The sequence below is a fragment of the Aestuariivirga sp. genome (assembly GCF_046294715.1).
Classification (GTDB): Bacteria; Pseudomonadota; Alphaproteobacteria; order Rhizobiales; family Aestuariivirgaceae; genus Aestuariivirga.
On sequence record NZ_JBKBKI010000031.1, the window covers coordinates 35,952 to 50,369 of the forward strand.

The 14,418-nt window shown below is 65.8% G+C and carries 13 protein-coding genes; 8 read left to right on the forward strand and 5 right to left on the reverse strand.

The window, feature by feature from the left end:
- The first annotated feature begins 24 nt into the window (after positions 1-24).
- The 7 genes from ACK4HL_RS16780 (at position 25) to ACK4HL_RS16810 (ending at position 7,664) form a co-directional block, all read left to right on the forward strand.
- Entirely contained in the window at positions 25-1,095 is a 1,071-nt protein-coding gene (locus ACK4HL_RS16780; protein WP_409762614.1) for a cobalt-precorrin-5B (C(1))-methyltransferase, read from the forward strand.
- Entirely contained in the window at positions 1,085-1,831 is a 747-nt protein-coding gene (locus ACK4HL_RS16785; protein ID WP_409762617.1) for a cobalt-precorrin-6A reductase, read from the forward strand. Before ACK4HL_RS16780 ends, ACK4HL_RS16785 begins: the two co-directional genes overlap by 11 nt.
- Positions 1,832-1,965: 134 nt before the next feature.
- Complete coding sequence (locus ACK4HL_RS16790; RefSeq protein ID WP_409762620.1) at positions 1,966-3,009, forward strand: amino acid ABC transporter substrate-binding protein; 1,044 nt, start codon at positions 1,966-1,968, stop codon at positions 3,007-3,009.
- A gap of 93 nt (positions 3,010-3,102) precedes the next feature.
- On the forward strand, positions 3,103-4,284 hold the full coding sequence (locus tag ACK4HL_RS16795) for an amino acid ABC transporter permease (RefSeq protein WP_409762623.1): 1,182 nt from the start codon (positions 3,103-3,105) through the stop codon (positions 4,282-4,284).
- A gap of 4 nt (positions 4,285-4,288) precedes the next feature.
- Positions 4,289-5,854, forward strand: coding sequence for an amino acid ABC transporter permease (locus ACK4HL_RS16800; RefSeq protein ID WP_409762626.1), 1,566 nt, complete (start codon positions 4,289-4,291; stop codon positions 5,852-5,854).
- A gap of 3 nt (positions 5,855-5,857) precedes the next feature.
- Positions 5,858-6,625, forward strand: coding sequence for an amino acid ABC transporter ATP-binding protein (locus ACK4HL_RS16805; protein WP_409762629.1), 768 nt, complete (start codon positions 5,858-5,860; stop codon positions 6,623-6,625).
- Between the two features lie 28 nt (positions 6,626-6,653).
- Positions 6,654-7,664 carry an amino acid ABC transporter substrate-binding protein gene (locus ACK4HL_RS16810; RefSeq protein WP_409762632.1) on the forward strand — a complete coding sequence of 337 codons (1,011 nt, stop codon included), beginning with the start codon at positions 6,654-6,656 and terminating at the stop codon, positions 7,662-7,664.
- A gap of 22 nt (positions 7,665-7,686) precedes the next feature.
- Here ACK4HL_RS16810 and ACK4HL_RS16815 read toward each other — a convergent pair whose 3' ends face one another.
- Positions 7,687-9,648 carry a BTAD domain-containing putative transcriptional regulator gene (locus ACK4HL_RS16815; RefSeq protein WP_409762635.1) on the reverse strand — a complete coding sequence of 654 codons (1,962 nt, stop codon included), beginning with the start codon at positions 9,646-9,648 and terminating at the stop codon, positions 7,687-7,689.
- 35 nt (positions 9,649-9,683) lie between these two features.
- Complete coding sequence (locus ACK4HL_RS16820; protein WP_409762638.1) at positions 9,684-9,941, reverse strand: hypothetical protein; 258 nt, start codon at positions 9,939-9,941, stop codon at positions 9,684-9,686.
- A gap of 208 nt (positions 9,942-10,149) precedes the next feature.
- On the opposite strand from ACK4HL_RS16820, the gene ggt reads away from it, so the two are divergent.
- A complete protein-coding gene (ggt, locus tag ACK4HL_RS16825; RefSeq protein WP_409762641.1) occupies positions 10,150-11,988 on the forward strand; it encodes a gamma-glutamyltransferase in 1,839 nt (612 codons plus the stop codon).
- A 22-nt stretch (positions 11,989-12,010) separates the two neighbouring features.
- On the opposite strand, the gene sseA is transcribed toward ggt, so the two are convergent.
- The 3 genes from sseA to ACK4HL_RS16840 form a co-directional block, all read right to left on the reverse strand.
- Positions 12,011-12,856, reverse strand: coding sequence for a 3-mercaptopyruvate sulfurtransferase (sseA, locus tag ACK4HL_RS16830; protein ID WP_409762644.1), 846 nt, complete (start codon positions 12,854-12,856; stop codon positions 12,011-12,013).
- Complete coding sequence (locus ACK4HL_RS16835) at positions 12,853-13,572, reverse strand: alanyl-tRNA editing protein (RefSeq protein WP_409762647.1); 720 nt, start codon at positions 13,570-13,572, stop codon at positions 12,853-12,855. The genes sseA and ACK4HL_RS16835 overlap by 4 nt, the downstream gene beginning before the upstream one ends.
- A partial coding sequence (locus ACK4HL_RS16840; protein WP_409762650.1) for a cysteine synthase A occupies positions 13,569-14,418 on the reverse strand: 850 nt, incomplete at its 5' end. The genes ACK4HL_RS16835 and ACK4HL_RS16840, both read right to left, overlap by 4 nt.

Here is a 14,418-nt window from a genome sequence, read left to right on the forward strand (position 1 = left end):
ATCCTTTTCGTTGGTCCAAGTCCCATGGCCGCCTTATACATTGGGCCGATGCGAGTAGAGAAGCCCGAAGGCGAGTTAAGGCGCGGCTGGACGACGGGCGCATGCGCAACGGCGGCAGTGAAGGCGGCATTTGCGGCATTGCGGACGGGGGAGTTCCCTGACCCGGTGACGATCACGCTGCCCAAGGGGGAGCAGCCTGCGTTTCCGCTGGCGCTGGAGGAGAAGGGCGATGGCTGGGCGCGCGCCGGGATCATCAAGGACGCGGGCGACGACCCGGACGTGACCCATGGCTGCATGGTGATCGCCACCGTCAGGGAAGGGGGCGATGGGATCCGCTTCCGGGCAGGACCGGGCGTTGGGATGGTGACCAGGGCGGGGCTTCCCGTTCCGCCCGGCGAACCCGCCATCAACCCGGTGCCGCGGCGCATGATGGAAATGGCCATCGCGGAACTGGGGGGCACGGCGGCGGAGATCGAGATCTCCATTCCCGGCGGCGAGGCGCTGGCCGAGAGGACGTGGAACCCGCGCCTCGGAATCGTGGGCGGGCTGTCGATCCTCGGCACGACTGGCATCGTGCACCCCTTCTCCTGCGCCGCCTGGATCGCCTCGATCCACCGCGGGGTGGACGTGGCGCGGGCGATGGGCCTCACGCACGTGGCGGGCTGCACGGGGTCCACCTCGGAAGACGCAGTGCGGGCGCATTACGGGCTGCCGCTCGAAGCGATGCTCGACATGGGCGATTTCGCCGGCGGCCTACTCAAGTATCTTCGCACGCACCCGGTGGCGCGCGTGACGATCGGCGGCGGTTTCGGCAAGATCGCCAAGCTGGCGCAGGGCGCGCTCGACCTTCATTCCGGCCGCTCGCAGGTGGACCTCGATTTTCTTGCGGGCCTCGCACCGGAACTGCCGCGCGACAGGGTGCTTGCCGCCAACACCGCCCAGGAGGTTCTGGACATGGCGGAGGGCGACGCCCTTTCCCGACGCGTTGCGGCGGCGGCGCTGCGAACCGTGCGTGGCGTGCTGAAGGAGGCGCCGGTCGCGGCGGAGGTGATGATCGTGTCGCGCCGGGGCGAGATCATCGCGCATGAGCGCTAGCCGCATCCTCATCCTCGGCGGCACGCGGGAGGCGCGGGATCTCGCGGCGCGGCTGATCGCCGAGGGCTTCGACGTCACCAGTTCGCTCGCCGGCGTGACCACGGCGCCCAGGCTGCCGGAGGGCAGCGTGCGGCGTGGCGGGTTCGGCGGAGTGGAAGGACTTCTCACTTACCTCTCGGGCGAGGGGATCGCGCTGGTGATCGACGCGACGCATCCTTTCGCGACGCAAATCTCGGCTCATGCGCACGAGGCCTGCCGCAGGCTGGGGCTGCCGCTGCTAAGGCTGGAGCGGCCGGCGTGGGAGCCGGCCGGGGATGCGCCCTGGAGAAGCGTCCGCTCGGCGGAGGAGGCGGTGACGGTCTTGCCGGCAGGAGCGCGCGCGCTCGTCACGATCGGGCGGAAGGACATCGCGCCGTTCCTGGCGCGGAGCGACATCTCGGGCGTGGTGCGCATGATCGAAATGCCCCGGGAGGAGGCGATACCCTCCGGCTGGACACTGCTGCTCGAGCGGCCGCCCTTCTCGCGGGAGGCGGAAATGGCGCTGATGAGGGGACACGCCATCAGCCACCTGGTGAGCAAGAATTCGGGCGGCGGGGAGATGGCGCCAAAAATCGAGGCGGCGGCCGCGCTCGGCATTCCGGTGATCATGATCGCAAGGCCGGGGAAACCGCAAGCGGCGACGCTCGTCTCCGCCGAGGCGGTGGCAGGGGCCGTCCGCCGCTTGCTTTTGCCTTGACCTCCTGCAGGTTTTCCGATTGTTTTTCCCCAAGAGGCAAACTTCGCGAATGTTTCGCCTCCAGGGAGCAACAACGGATTGCGATGCACGGCTGGATGCGGAAGTGCAGCGCGGTCGAGAAAGAGGGTTTTTTCATGAAGAACAAGTTCATTTCCATGCTGATCGGCGCCGCCGTCAGCCTGACCGCCGCTGCCGCGGCCAATGCCGGCACGCTCGACGACGTGCGGCAGAAGGGCTTCGTGCAATGCGGCGTGAGCCAGGGTCTGATCGGGTTCTCGAACCCGGACGAGCAGAACAACTGGACTGGCCTGGACGTGGATTTCTGCCGGGCCGTGGCCGCGGCGATCTTCAACGATCCGTCCAAGGTGAAGTTCACGCCGCTTTCCGCCAAGGAGCGCTTCACAGCGCTGCAATCCGGCGAGATCGACATTCTCTCGCGCAACACCACCTGGACGATGAGCCGCGACACCTCGCTCGGCCTCAAGTTCGCCGGCGTGATGTATTATGACGGACAGGGCTTCCTCATCAACTCCAAGAAATACCCGGACGTGAAATCCGCCCTGCAGCTGGCGGGCGCCACGGTCTGCACCCAGACCGGCACGACGACGGAGCTCAACCTGGCCGACTTCTTCAAGGCCAACAACATGGAATACAAGCTGGTCGCCTTCGAGAAGAACGAGGAGGTGCTGGCCGCCTACAAGGATGGCCGCTGCGACGTCTATACCACCGACCAGTCCGGCCTTTATGCCGAGCGGCTGAAGCTGCCGAACCCCGAGGAACACGTGGTGCTGCCGGAGCTCATCTCCAAGGAGCCGCTGGGCCCGGTGGTGCGGCAGGGCGACGACGCCTGGTTCAACGTGGTGAAGTGGACGTACTTCGCGCTCATCAACGCCGAGGAACTTGGCGTCGACTCCAAGAACGTGGAGGAGATGAAGTCCTCCAAGAATCCCGAGGTGCAGCGCCTGCTCGGCGTGGCCAACAGCGACGGTTCCGCGGCGGGCTTCGGCACCGGCATCGGCCTCGATGAGAACTGGGCCGAGAACATCATCAAGGCCGTGGGCAATTACGGCGAGATCTTCGAGCGCAACGTTGGCCTCAACACGCCGCTGAAGATCGCGCGCGGCAAGAACGCGCTGTGGGCGCAGGGCGGCCTGCAGTACGGCATGCCGATCCGCTGAACGTGATGCGGGAGCCTGGCGCTTGCCGGGCTCCCGGTTCTTGAGCCCCGAACCGGAAAACCGGCGGCGCCACCTTCAAGGGGAAACGAGGGGATGAGCCTGGGAGAGGCGGGCGGCCGCCGTCACGACTCCATTCTGAACGATCCGCGCGTGCGCTCGCGCGCGATTCAGATCCTCCTGCTCATTCTCGTCGCGGTGTTCCTCTATGACATCGCCGCCAACACGGCGAAAAACCTCGCTTCCCGCAATATCGCTTCCGGCTGGGATTTCCTCTCGCGCAGCGCCGGTTTCGACGTGGTGTTCTCGCTCGTCCCGTTCACGAGCGATTCGAACTACGGCCGCGCCCTGCTGGTGGGTTTCCTCAACACGATCCTCGTCTCGGCGCTGGGCATCGTCTTCGCCACGGTGATCGGGTTCCTGATCGGCGTGATGCGGCTGTCGCGCAACTGGCTGGCCTCCCGCGCCGCCGCGCTCTACATCGAGTTCGTGCGCAACGTGCCGCTGCTGCTTCAGATCTTCATCTGGTACAAGCTGGTGCTGAAGCCCTTGCCGGAGGCGCGGAACGCCATCAAGTTCGGGGAGATCGGCGCGCTCTCCAACAAGGGGCTGACGCTGCCGGCGCCGATCTTCGCCGAAGGGGCATGGATGGCCCCGCTGGGGCTGCTCGTCGCGGTGATCGCTTCCGTCCTGATCCATGGCTGGGCGAAGAAGCGGCAGACCGAGACGGGGCAGCGGTTTCCCTCTGGCCTCACGGCTCTGGCGCTGCTGCTGCTGCTGCCACCCGTGTTCTTCGCGCTGGCGGGCTGGCCGGTCACCTTCGACTATCCGGTGATGGGATCCTTCAGCTTCCGCGGCGGGGCGACGCTGGTTCCCGAATTCATCGCGCTGCTGCTGGCGCTGTCGATCTATACGGCGGCCTTCATCGCGGAGGCCGTCCGCGCCGGTATCCAGGCGATCAGCCATGGCCAGACGGAGGCTTCCCGCGCCCTCGGCCTCCGGCCGGGGCCCACCATGCGGCTCGTCATCATCCCGCAGGCGATGCGCGTGATCATTCCGCCGATGACCAGCCAGTACCTGAACCTCATCAAGAACTCCTCGCTCGCCGTGGCAATCGGATACCCGGACCTCGTGGCCACCGGCGGCACGACGCTGAACCAGACGGGGCAGGCCGTCGAGATCGTGCTGGTGTGGATGGCGGTGTACCTGACGATCAGCCTGCTCACCTCGGGATTCATGAACTGGTTCAACACGCGCGTAAGGCTGGTGGAGAGGTGAGGCGATGACAGCGCGCGACGTCGCCTGGGTGCGGAGCAAGGATGCGCCGCTGTTGCCGCCGCCCGCGGGCACCGCCGGCGCCACCGGCTGGCTGCGCCAGAACCTGTTTGGCGGCATCGGCAGCACGATAACGACAGTGCTCATGGCGGCGCTGCTGGCGCTGATCGCGTGGACAATCCTCGACTGGGCCGTCCTCGATGCCGTGTGGACGGGGCAGGACCGCGAGGCCTGCGCCATCGCCGGGGCTGGCGCCTGCTGGCCCTTCGTATGGGCGAAATTCCCGCAATGGGTGTTCGGCTTCTATCCGATCGAAGAACGCTGGCGGCCAGCACTGGTCTTCCTCATCGGCGCCGTGGCGCTGGTGCCGATGCTGATGCCTTCGGCACCCGGAAAGCTGTGGAACGCGCTGTTCCTGATCCTCGCCTTCCCGGTGATCGCGCTCATCCTGCTCACCGGCGGCAATTTCGACTTCGGCCTGGAAACCTATGCGGCGGTGATGCTGCTGATGCTCGCGGCGAGCGTGCTGCTGCCGCTGTTCTCCACGGGGCTCGAGGAGGGAATCAAGGGCAACACGACGGGCGTGCTGCTGGCGCTCATCGGGCTCCTGCCGGTGCTGCTGTGGATCCTGGCGGAAGCGGCGGCGGCCCTGGCCGGGCTCGTGGCGCTCACCGGCCTCGAGGTTCTGGACATGCCGGTGCGGGCACTTCTTTCCTTCCGCAACGCGGTGAACGGCCACTGGGCAACGCCCTTCATACAGGCTGGAGCCTTCCTGCTGGCAGCGGGCTTCACGCTCGCGAGCCTGTTCGGCATGGATGGGCGGCGGGCGTGGGGCCTCGTCAAGGGCTGGCTCGTGGCGGCCGCGGCGGTGATCGCGGTCTTCCTGCTCCTCGACATGGACTTCGGGCTGCAGCGGGTCGAGACGTCGAGCTGGGGCGGGCTTCTCGTCACGCTCGTCGTCTCCGTCACCGGGATCGCGGCCTCGCTGCCGCTCGGCATCCTGCTCGCCCTGGGGCGGCGCTCCAGCATGCCGGTCGTGCGGCTGTTCTCCGTGATCTTCATCGAGCTGTGGCGGGGCGTGCCGCTCATCACCGTTCTGTTCATGGCGAGCGTGATGCTGCCGCTGTTCCTGCCGGAGGGGGCGAGCTTCGACAAGCTGCTGCGCGCATTGATCGGAATTTCGCTGTTCTCCTCCGCCTACATGGCGGAGGTGGTGCGGGGCGGCCTCCAGGCCATCGGCAAGGGGCAGTACGAGGGCGCCATGGCGCTCGGGCTTTCCTGGTGGCAGATGACCGCCAAGATCGTGCTGCCGCAGGCGCTGAAGATCTCGATCCCCAACATCGTCAGCACCTTCATCGGCCTGTTCAAGGACACCACGCTGGTGCTGATCATCGGCATCTACGATTTCCTCGGCATCATCACGGCAGGCACGCAGGACGCCAAATGGGCATCCGAGCAGACCGGCAACACCGGCTACTTCGTCGCCGCCATCGTCTATTGGGCGTTCTGCTTCGGCATGTCGCGCTATGCGATCTACACCGAGCGCCGCCTCTCCACCGGGCACAAGAGGTAAGACATGAGCGCTCCGCAACGGACCATCGCCCAGGACGAGAGGCCCGCGATCGAGATCGCCGGGATGAACAAGTGGTTCGGCGAGTTCCACGTGCTGCGCGACATCGACCTCACGGTGCAACGCGGCGAGCGCATCGTGATATGCGGGCCTTCGGGATCGGGCAAGTCCACCCTCATCCGCTGCATCAACCGGCTCGAGGAGCATCAGTCCGGGCGAATCGTGGTGGACGGGACGGAGCTCACCGACGACTTGCGCAAGATCGACGAGGTGCGCCGCGAGGTGGGCATGGTGTTCCAGCACTTCAACCTGTTCCCGCACCTCACCGTACTCGAGAACTGCACGCTGGCGCCGATCTGGGTGAGGAAGATGCCGAAGGCGGAAGCGGAGGAGACCGCCATGCGGCTGCTCACCCGCGTCAAGATCCCCGAGCAGGCCCTTAAGTATCCCGGCCAGCTCTCGGGAGGGCAGCAGCAGCGCGTGGCGATTGCCCGGGCGCTGTGCATGTCGCCCAAGATCATGCTGTTCGACGAGCCGACCTCGGCGCTCGATCCCGAGATGGTGAAGGAGGTGCTCGACACCATGGTGAGCCTCGCCGAGGAGGGCATGACCATGCTCGTCGTCACGCACGAGATGGGCTTCGCGCGCCAGGTGGCGGACCGCGTGATCTTCATGGACCAGGGGCAGATCGTGGAACAGAACACGCCGGAACAGTTCTTCTCCAACCCGCGCAACGAACGCACGAAGCTGTTCCTGAGCCAGATTCTGCATTAGCCTCCGGAGAGGACGGAGGAATCACAGCATGAAGCGCATTCTCGTGGCAGCGGCCCTGTTGCTCGGCATGGCGGGCGGCCTCCACGCCGCCACGCTGGACGAGGTGAAGGCGCGGGGCCAGATCAACTGCGGCGTCAATCCCAATCTCCAGGGCTTCGCGGCCAAGAGCCCGGACGGCGCCTGGGCGGGCTTCGACGCCGATTTCTGCCGGGCGCTGGCGGCCGCCGTGCTGGGCGATCCCGCCAAGGTCAATTTCGTTCCACTCGATGCCCAGCGGCGCTTCGAGGGCCTGAGCAAGGCCGAGGTCGACGTGCTCGCGCGCAACACCACCTGGACGATGGAGCGCGAAACAAAACTGCCGCTGCGCTTTCCCGGCATTTCATACCATGACGGGCAGGGCTTCATCGTGAAGAGGTTGTTGGGTGTCACCTCGGCCCTCAATCTTTCGGGCGCGGCCATCTGCTTCCAGACCGGCACCACCAACGAGGCCAATGTCGAGGACTTCTTCCGCGAGAAGGAGATGACCTTCTCCCCCACCCGGTTCGACAGGCTGGACGACGCGCTGAAGGCCTTCGACGAGGGAAAGTGCGACACCTTCACCACCGACGTCTCGACGCTCTACGCCGTGCGCCTGAGGCTCGCCAACCCCGACGACGCGATCGTACTCCAGGACGTGATCTCGAAGGAGCCCCTGGGCCCGGTGGTGCGCCAGGGCGACGAGCAGTGGTTCAACATCGTGCGCTGGACGCTCTTCGCCCTCATCAACGCGGAGGAGCTGGGCGTGACGGCGGCCAACGCCGATGAGCTGAAAGCCAAGTCGAACAAGCCCGATATCCGCCGCCTGCTGGGCGTGGAGGGAAGCTTCGGGGTGGACATGGGCCTCGACGCGGACTGGGCGCTGCGCGCCATCAAAGCCACGGGAAACTACGGCGAGATCTTCGAGCGGAACCTCGGGCCGGAGACGCCGCTCGCCATCGGGCGCGGCATCAACGCGCTGTGGAACGCGGGCGGGCTGCTCTACGCACCGCCGGTGAGGTGAGCGGCGCGCCGTCCGGTCACCGTCACGGAAGCAGACCTGCCTTTCGCAGCCCTGAATCGACCAGTTCGCGCTCATGCCCGGTGAGCCAGCGGTTCACTGATATGAACCATTCGGCCGCCACTTCCGGCGTCCATGGCTCTTCGCCGACCCAGTTCTCCCGTGTGCCTTCCCGCAGAAGGCCAGCCATCTGACTTGCGGTGTCATCGTCTCTCATCAGGGCGGCAGCGATGGCGAGCCAGCCGGGGAGTTCGAGAAACTGATCCGCACAGGAGCTGCCAACAGCGAGAGCCTGCGCATATTCCCCTGCAAGAACCAGGGCGACGGCGTAAAAATAGCTGTACCAGTCCGGAAAGAGAGGATTGAGTGCCATGGCCTCGGCAACGAATTCCAAGCCGGCACGGGGATCGGCGAGATTGGCCTTGGCGAGGGCCACATGCATCAGCACGTCCGCCGAGTGGGGGTTGAGATCATGGGCGATCTGCATGTGACGTTCCGCACGGGTGCGGTCGCACATCCAGATCGCGACCCACATCATCGCAATGTGACTGCGCGGATCCTGCGGATCGCATTCGACCGCGAGCTTCGCATGGTGCAGGGCTTTGCGGCGGTCCTCCAAGTCGTTCGGGTATCCCGGCAGCGTCAGCAGCTGTGCATTGTAGAGAAGGGCGAGGGAGGAATGCGCGCGAGCCAGCCGCGGTGACGCGACAAGCGCCCGGTGGAGCAGTTGTGCCGCCTGCTCCTCGGTACCGCTTTTCCATTCCAGCAGGAGATGCTGTGCCCTGAGCCACAGATCATAGCCTTCAAGCTCTTCAGGTGAGGATTCGTGAAGTGCCGTCACGCGTTCCTGCTCGATGCGGGAGTCGATGCGCTGCGCCACCACATGCGCGATTTCCTGGCTGATCACCCTGTAGTCGGGGTTGCTCTGCTCCGTTTTCCAGTTCCAGATCAGGAGTCCGGTTTCCGTGTTATGCAGGTACAGGGCTATGGTCACGTGACCGCTCTCGATCGAGAGCGTGCCGTCGAGCAGGAAGTCTGCCTGCAGGCTCTCCCGAGCAGCCTTGTGGAGATCTCCCGCATGTTCCGAAAGCCCCCGTGACGATGACGGGGGAAGGACGTCGAAGGAATGGAAACGCGACAGCGCCGCTGCCACCTCGTTCATGATCCCGGAACAGAGATAGGCATGATCGTTCTGGCTGGCGGGGCTTTTTAGGCTGAAGACGCAGAGGCGGCTCCGCTTGGGTGGGGGCTTTGCCCGCTGCATCTCGCCGCCAATCGGTGCCCGGCTGTTGCGCAAACCTGCAACGAGCTGATCGGTCTCCCTGTCCGGCAGGATGCCGAGATCGTCCTTCAGGCGCCGTGCGAAGGCCAGATGAAGATGTATTGCTTCGCTCCTCAGACCCATTTCACTGAGCGCCATCAGTTCTGAGCGGTGGGCCGTCTCGAGATAGGGATCCATGTCGAGCGCCTTGCGTGACAGAGACAGGCGCTCTGCTGCCGGCAGCGCCGGCGCTTTCCAGCCGATGAGGGTCAGACACGCGGCGACGGCGCGCTTTGCCAGCCGTTCGCGCTCGACCTGCAGCCAGCTTTCAAAAGCAGGAAGATTGCCATGCCAGTCCGCCAGAAGGACGCCATCGCAGAGCGACACCGCTTCTCGGATCTGCTCCAGCCCCGGCCCGGACACGCTGCGGGCAAAGTCCAGCGCGTCGCAGGTCATTCCGGGGCCAAGTGCAAGCATCTCCTTGCCGTCAGAAACGACCGGCACACCGGTGCGGCGCAGCGCGGCCAGGCTCTGCCTCAGACTCTGGCGCGCCTGGGCCTCGGGCCTGTCCTCCCACAGGAGGCCTGCAACGCGGTCTCGATGCTGCATGCCCGTTTGCAGGGCCAGGAACACCAGCAGGGCCCGGTCGCGCATCCCTCTCAACTCGATGGGGCTACCATCAAGCCGCTGGAGATGAAAGCGACCGAGCACCTTGAGCCTGATCATTCACCAGCAATATACACCCCTTGCGGAAAACCGCATTACTGGGCCGAACTCGTCGAGCGGGGCGGGACGAACTGGCGGGCGACGAATTCCTCGACGTGGCGCTTCGCGCCGCTGGCCGTGGCCTCCCGAGAATAAAGGCGGCCTGTCTTGACGGCGGACGCCAGTAGGGCGCTGTAGGCGAGGGTACCCTGTCGGGACAGGCTGTCTTTCACCTGCGTTTCCACCGGCTCCGCAGTTGCCGTTTCGGCCCGAAGCAGGAGCAGGGCGAAGAACAGAGATTGCAGTGTGCGCATGGACGTTCTCCAGTGATGTTGACAGGGGCAGTTTCGCCTCGGGGCGCAATTCTGCTGTGCAACGAACCCGGGTCCGAACGGGAAAAGATCGTGAATTGCGATCTCCACCGGGGCATGGCCTCGCTGCGCTGCATTGGAGTCCGTCGTCCGAGGTGCTACAGGTATGGATCTCTGCCGCATTGATCCGCATCCCACGAGGAGCGCCGCCATGGCACGTGAACCGCGCTGCAGCCTGGTCCTGCCAATTGTTCACGGCCGGAGGGAAGGCGCGGGCCGGTTACGGGGCCTGGCGCTCGCACTGCTTGCGCTGGCGTGGTGGCACGCAGATATCCGGCCCGTGAACCCTGCGGAGGCCGCCAGCCGGCCACCCGTGACCTATCAGAACGCCATGGTGGTAACGTCGCAACGGCTCGCCTCGGAAATCGGCGCGGAGATCCTTCGCGGCGGCGGGAACGCCGTCGATGCCGCCGTTGCGGTGGGATATGCGCTCGCCGTCGTCAACCCGTGCTGCGGAAACATCGGTGGAGGAGGATTTGCCACGGTGCATCTCGCCGATGGGCGCGACATCTTCCTCAATTTCCGGGAGCGCGCTCCCCTTGCCTCGTCGGAGACCATGTATCTCGATGCCAAGGGAGAGGTTGTCGAGGGCCTGAGCCTCAAGGGCTACAAGGCGGTTGCCGTGCCGGGCACTGTGCTCGGCCTCGACACACTGCTGGCGCGCTATGGAACCATGCCGCGGAACGCGGTGATGGCGCCCGCGATCCGGCTTGCGGCCGAGGGCTTCGTCCTTGACCAGGGCGACGCCGACATCCTGGCGCGTTCGCGCGAGGCCCTTGCAGAGGATGACACCGCCGCCGCAATCTTCCTCAGGAAGGGCGAGCCGCTCGGAGCGGGTGACCGCCTCGTCCAGAAGGACCTTGCCGCGAGTCTCGCTGCCATCGCATTGGCGGGGCCGGACGCCTTCTATCGCGGTCCGATCGCCGCCAGGATCGTGGCGGAGAGCACCGCACATGGAGGAATACTCTCGCAGGAGGACTTCGCGTCCTACACGGTGACCGAGGAAACGCCGATCCGCTGCAGCTACCGCGACCATGTCATCATATCAGCGCCGCCGCCCAGTTCGGGTGGAACGGCGATCTGCCAGATCATGAATGTTCTCGAAGGCTATCCCATGGCCGAATTCGGCTGGCAGTCGGCCAAGTCCGTGCATGTGATGGCGGAAGCCATGCGTCATGCCTTCGTCGACCGGAACTTCCGCCTGGGCGACCCTGCCTTCGTGACGAACCCGCTGGGCGAGCTTCTTTCCGAGGATTACGCGGCCAAGATCCGCGCGGCGATCGACCTGGGGAAGGCCGCGCGCTCGGCGGACATCCAACCGGGTACGCCCCCGCACGGCGGAACGGAGACGACCCACTTCTCGGTCGTCGATGCGAAAGGCAACGCCGTTGCGGTGACCTATACGGTCAATGCGCTCTTCGGCGCCAAGGTCATCGCCGGAGACACGGGATTCTTCCTCAACGATGAAATGGATGACTTCACAATCAAACCCGGCACGCCGAATCTCTTCGGCCTCGTGCAGGGAAAGCCAAATGCGATCGCGCCCGGCAAGCGCCCGCTGAGTTCCATGAGCCCCACCATCGTCCTCCGCGGCGGCAAGCCGTTCATGGTGCTCGGCTCGCCCGGCGGCTCACGCATCATTTCGATCGTCGTCCAGGTGCTTCTCAATGTCATCGACCATGGCATGACGATACAGGAGGCCGTTAATGCGCCCCGTATCCATCACCAGTGGCTTCCCGACCAGATCACGACCGAGCCCTTCGCCCTCTCCCCCGACACGAGGGCCCTGCTAGAAGCGATGGGACACCGGATTGCAGTCCAGACGGAGTGGGGGGCCGCCGAGGCCATTCTGATCGGCCCCGAAAAGGACGCTGCGGCGGCGCCGGCGGATTCGGGCAACGATGCAATGGCGCAGCGCGCGACCGTTCCGGGACTCCGTTACGGGGGGCGTGACGACCGCCGCCCGTCCGGCGGTGTCGCGGGTTACTGACGGGATCGTCTTCGGCAGGCGATCAATCGCCCGTGGCGACGGGGGCGCCCTCGGTGCTTCCCCATTCAGTCCAGGAGCCATCATAGAGGGCGTGGTCCCGCGTTCCGAGCAGGGCAAGGGCGAGGGACAGGATCGCCGCGGTGACGCCTGAGCCGCAAGAGGTGATGACGGGCCTTGTGGGATCGACGCCGGCAGCCTCGAAGGCGGCGCGGATTTCCTCGGCCGGTTTCAGCGTTCCATCCGGATTGAGCAGCGACGCGTAGTGCACGTTTCTCGCGCCGGGCATGTGGCCGGCGCGCACGCCGCTGCGCGGTTCGACTTCCTCGCCCCGGAAGCGGGGCGCGGAGCGGGCATCGGCCACCTGGGCGGAACCCGATTTCAGCGCCGCCGCAACTTCCTTCATGTCGCGCAGCATGGAGGGGCGGAAGCGGGCGGTGAAATGGCGCTCCTGCGGCTTGCGGGCGGGACCATCCTCCAGCGGGCGGCCCTCGGCGCTCCATTTCTTCAGGCCACCATCGAGCACCGCCACGTCCTCGTGGCCGAAGACCTTGAACATCCACCAGGCGCGGGCGGCGGAGAAGAGACCCGCGGAGTCATAGGCGATGATGCGCTTGCCGTCGCCGATGCCCATCTTGCGCATGCGCGAGGAGAACTTCTCAGGCGAAGGCAGCATGTGGGGGAGGGGGGAGGACGTGTCCGACAATTCGTCGATGTCGAAGAACTGGGCGCCGGGGATGTGGCCTTCCAGAAATTCCCTTTTCGCGTCCCTGCCGGTCGCGGGCATGTGCCACGAGGCGTCGAGGATGGCAATGTCGGGCGAGCCGAGATGGGCTTCCAGCCACTCGGTCGAGACGATGTCGTCGGTCATTGAAACACCACCCTGATGCGACGGTTGATCTTGCCCTTGTTCTCGATCTTCGCCACCGCGACGGGGCCGATGGCGGCGGTGGACTTCAGATGCGTGCCGCCGCAGGGCTGGAGATCGATCTTGCCGTCCTCGCCGATCATCACCAGGCGCACGCGGCCCGTTCCCATGGGCGGCTTCACCGACATGGTGCGGATCAGGTGCTGGTTCTGCTGCATCTCCTCGTCCGTGATCCAGCGGAAGGAAACGGGATGATCCTCCGCGACCAGGCGGTTGAGCGTTGCCGTCAACGCAGCCTTCTCCGGGATCTGGCCTTCGGGAATGTCGAAGTCGATGCGGCCGCCGTCCTCCCCGATGGCGCCGCCGGTGACGGGGAAGGGCACCGAGGCGCAGAGGAGGTGCATCAGCGTATGGGCCCGCATGTTGCGGTAGCGGTTGGCCCAGTCGAGTTCGACGTTCACGCGGGCGCCGGCAGGCGGCAGCGGCTGCCCTGCCGCGGGCACATGCACGACGTCCTTCGCTTCGTCATAAACGGTGGTGGTGATCATCGCCTCGCCGCCGTCCCATAGAATGCGGCCCCTGTCGCCGGGCTGCCCGCCGGCAGTGGCGTAGAACACCGTGCGGTCCAGCAGGATGCCGCCCTTGTCGTTTAACGCCGTGACGGTCGCCTCGCACTCCTGGAGATAGGCATCGTCGCGAAAGAGCAGCGTGGCGCTCACGCGGGAACCTCTTCGGTCACGTCCGGCACCTGCGGCACCTTCTCCAGCCATTCCGGCACGGGGAGGTTTTTCTCGCGCAAGAAGGCGGGGTTGAAGAGCTTCGAGGCATAGCGCGTGCCGTAGTCGCAGAGCACCGTCACGATGGTGTGGCCGGGGCCCAGCGCCTTCGCCATGCGGATGGCGCCCGCGACGTTGACGCCCGTCGAGCCACCCATGCAGAGGCCTTCATGCTGCAGAAGATCGAAGGCGATGGGGATCGCCTCGGAATCCGGAATCTGGAAGGCCTCGTCGACGATGGTGCCTTCGAGATTGGCGGTGATACGGCCCTGGCCGATGCCTTCCGTGATGGAGGAGCCCTCGGCCTTGAGCTCGCCGTGCTTGTAGTAGTTGTAGAGCGCCGCGCCCATCGGATCGGCCAGCGCGATCTTCACGTGCCGGTTCCTCTCCTTCAGCGCCATGGAGACGCCGGCGAGCGTTCCGCCTGAGCCGACGGCGGCAACGAAGGCATCGACCTTGCCGTCCGTCTGGGTCCAGATCTCGGGCCCGGTGCCCTCGATGTGGGCCTGGCGGTTCGCCACGTTGTCGAACTGGTTGGCCCAGACAGCGCCCATGGCTTTCGCAAGGCGGCCCGAATAGCGCACGTAATTGTTGGGATTCTTGTAGGGCGCGGCGGGCACCTCGACGAGTTCCGCACCGAGCTGGCGGAGCGCGTCCTTCTTCTCCTGGCTCTGGGTGTTGGGGATGACGATCACCGTGCGGAAGCCCATGGCGTTGGCGACGACCGCAAGGCCAATGCCGGTGTTGCCGGCGGTGCCTTCCACAATGGTGCCGCCGGGCGGGAGCGGG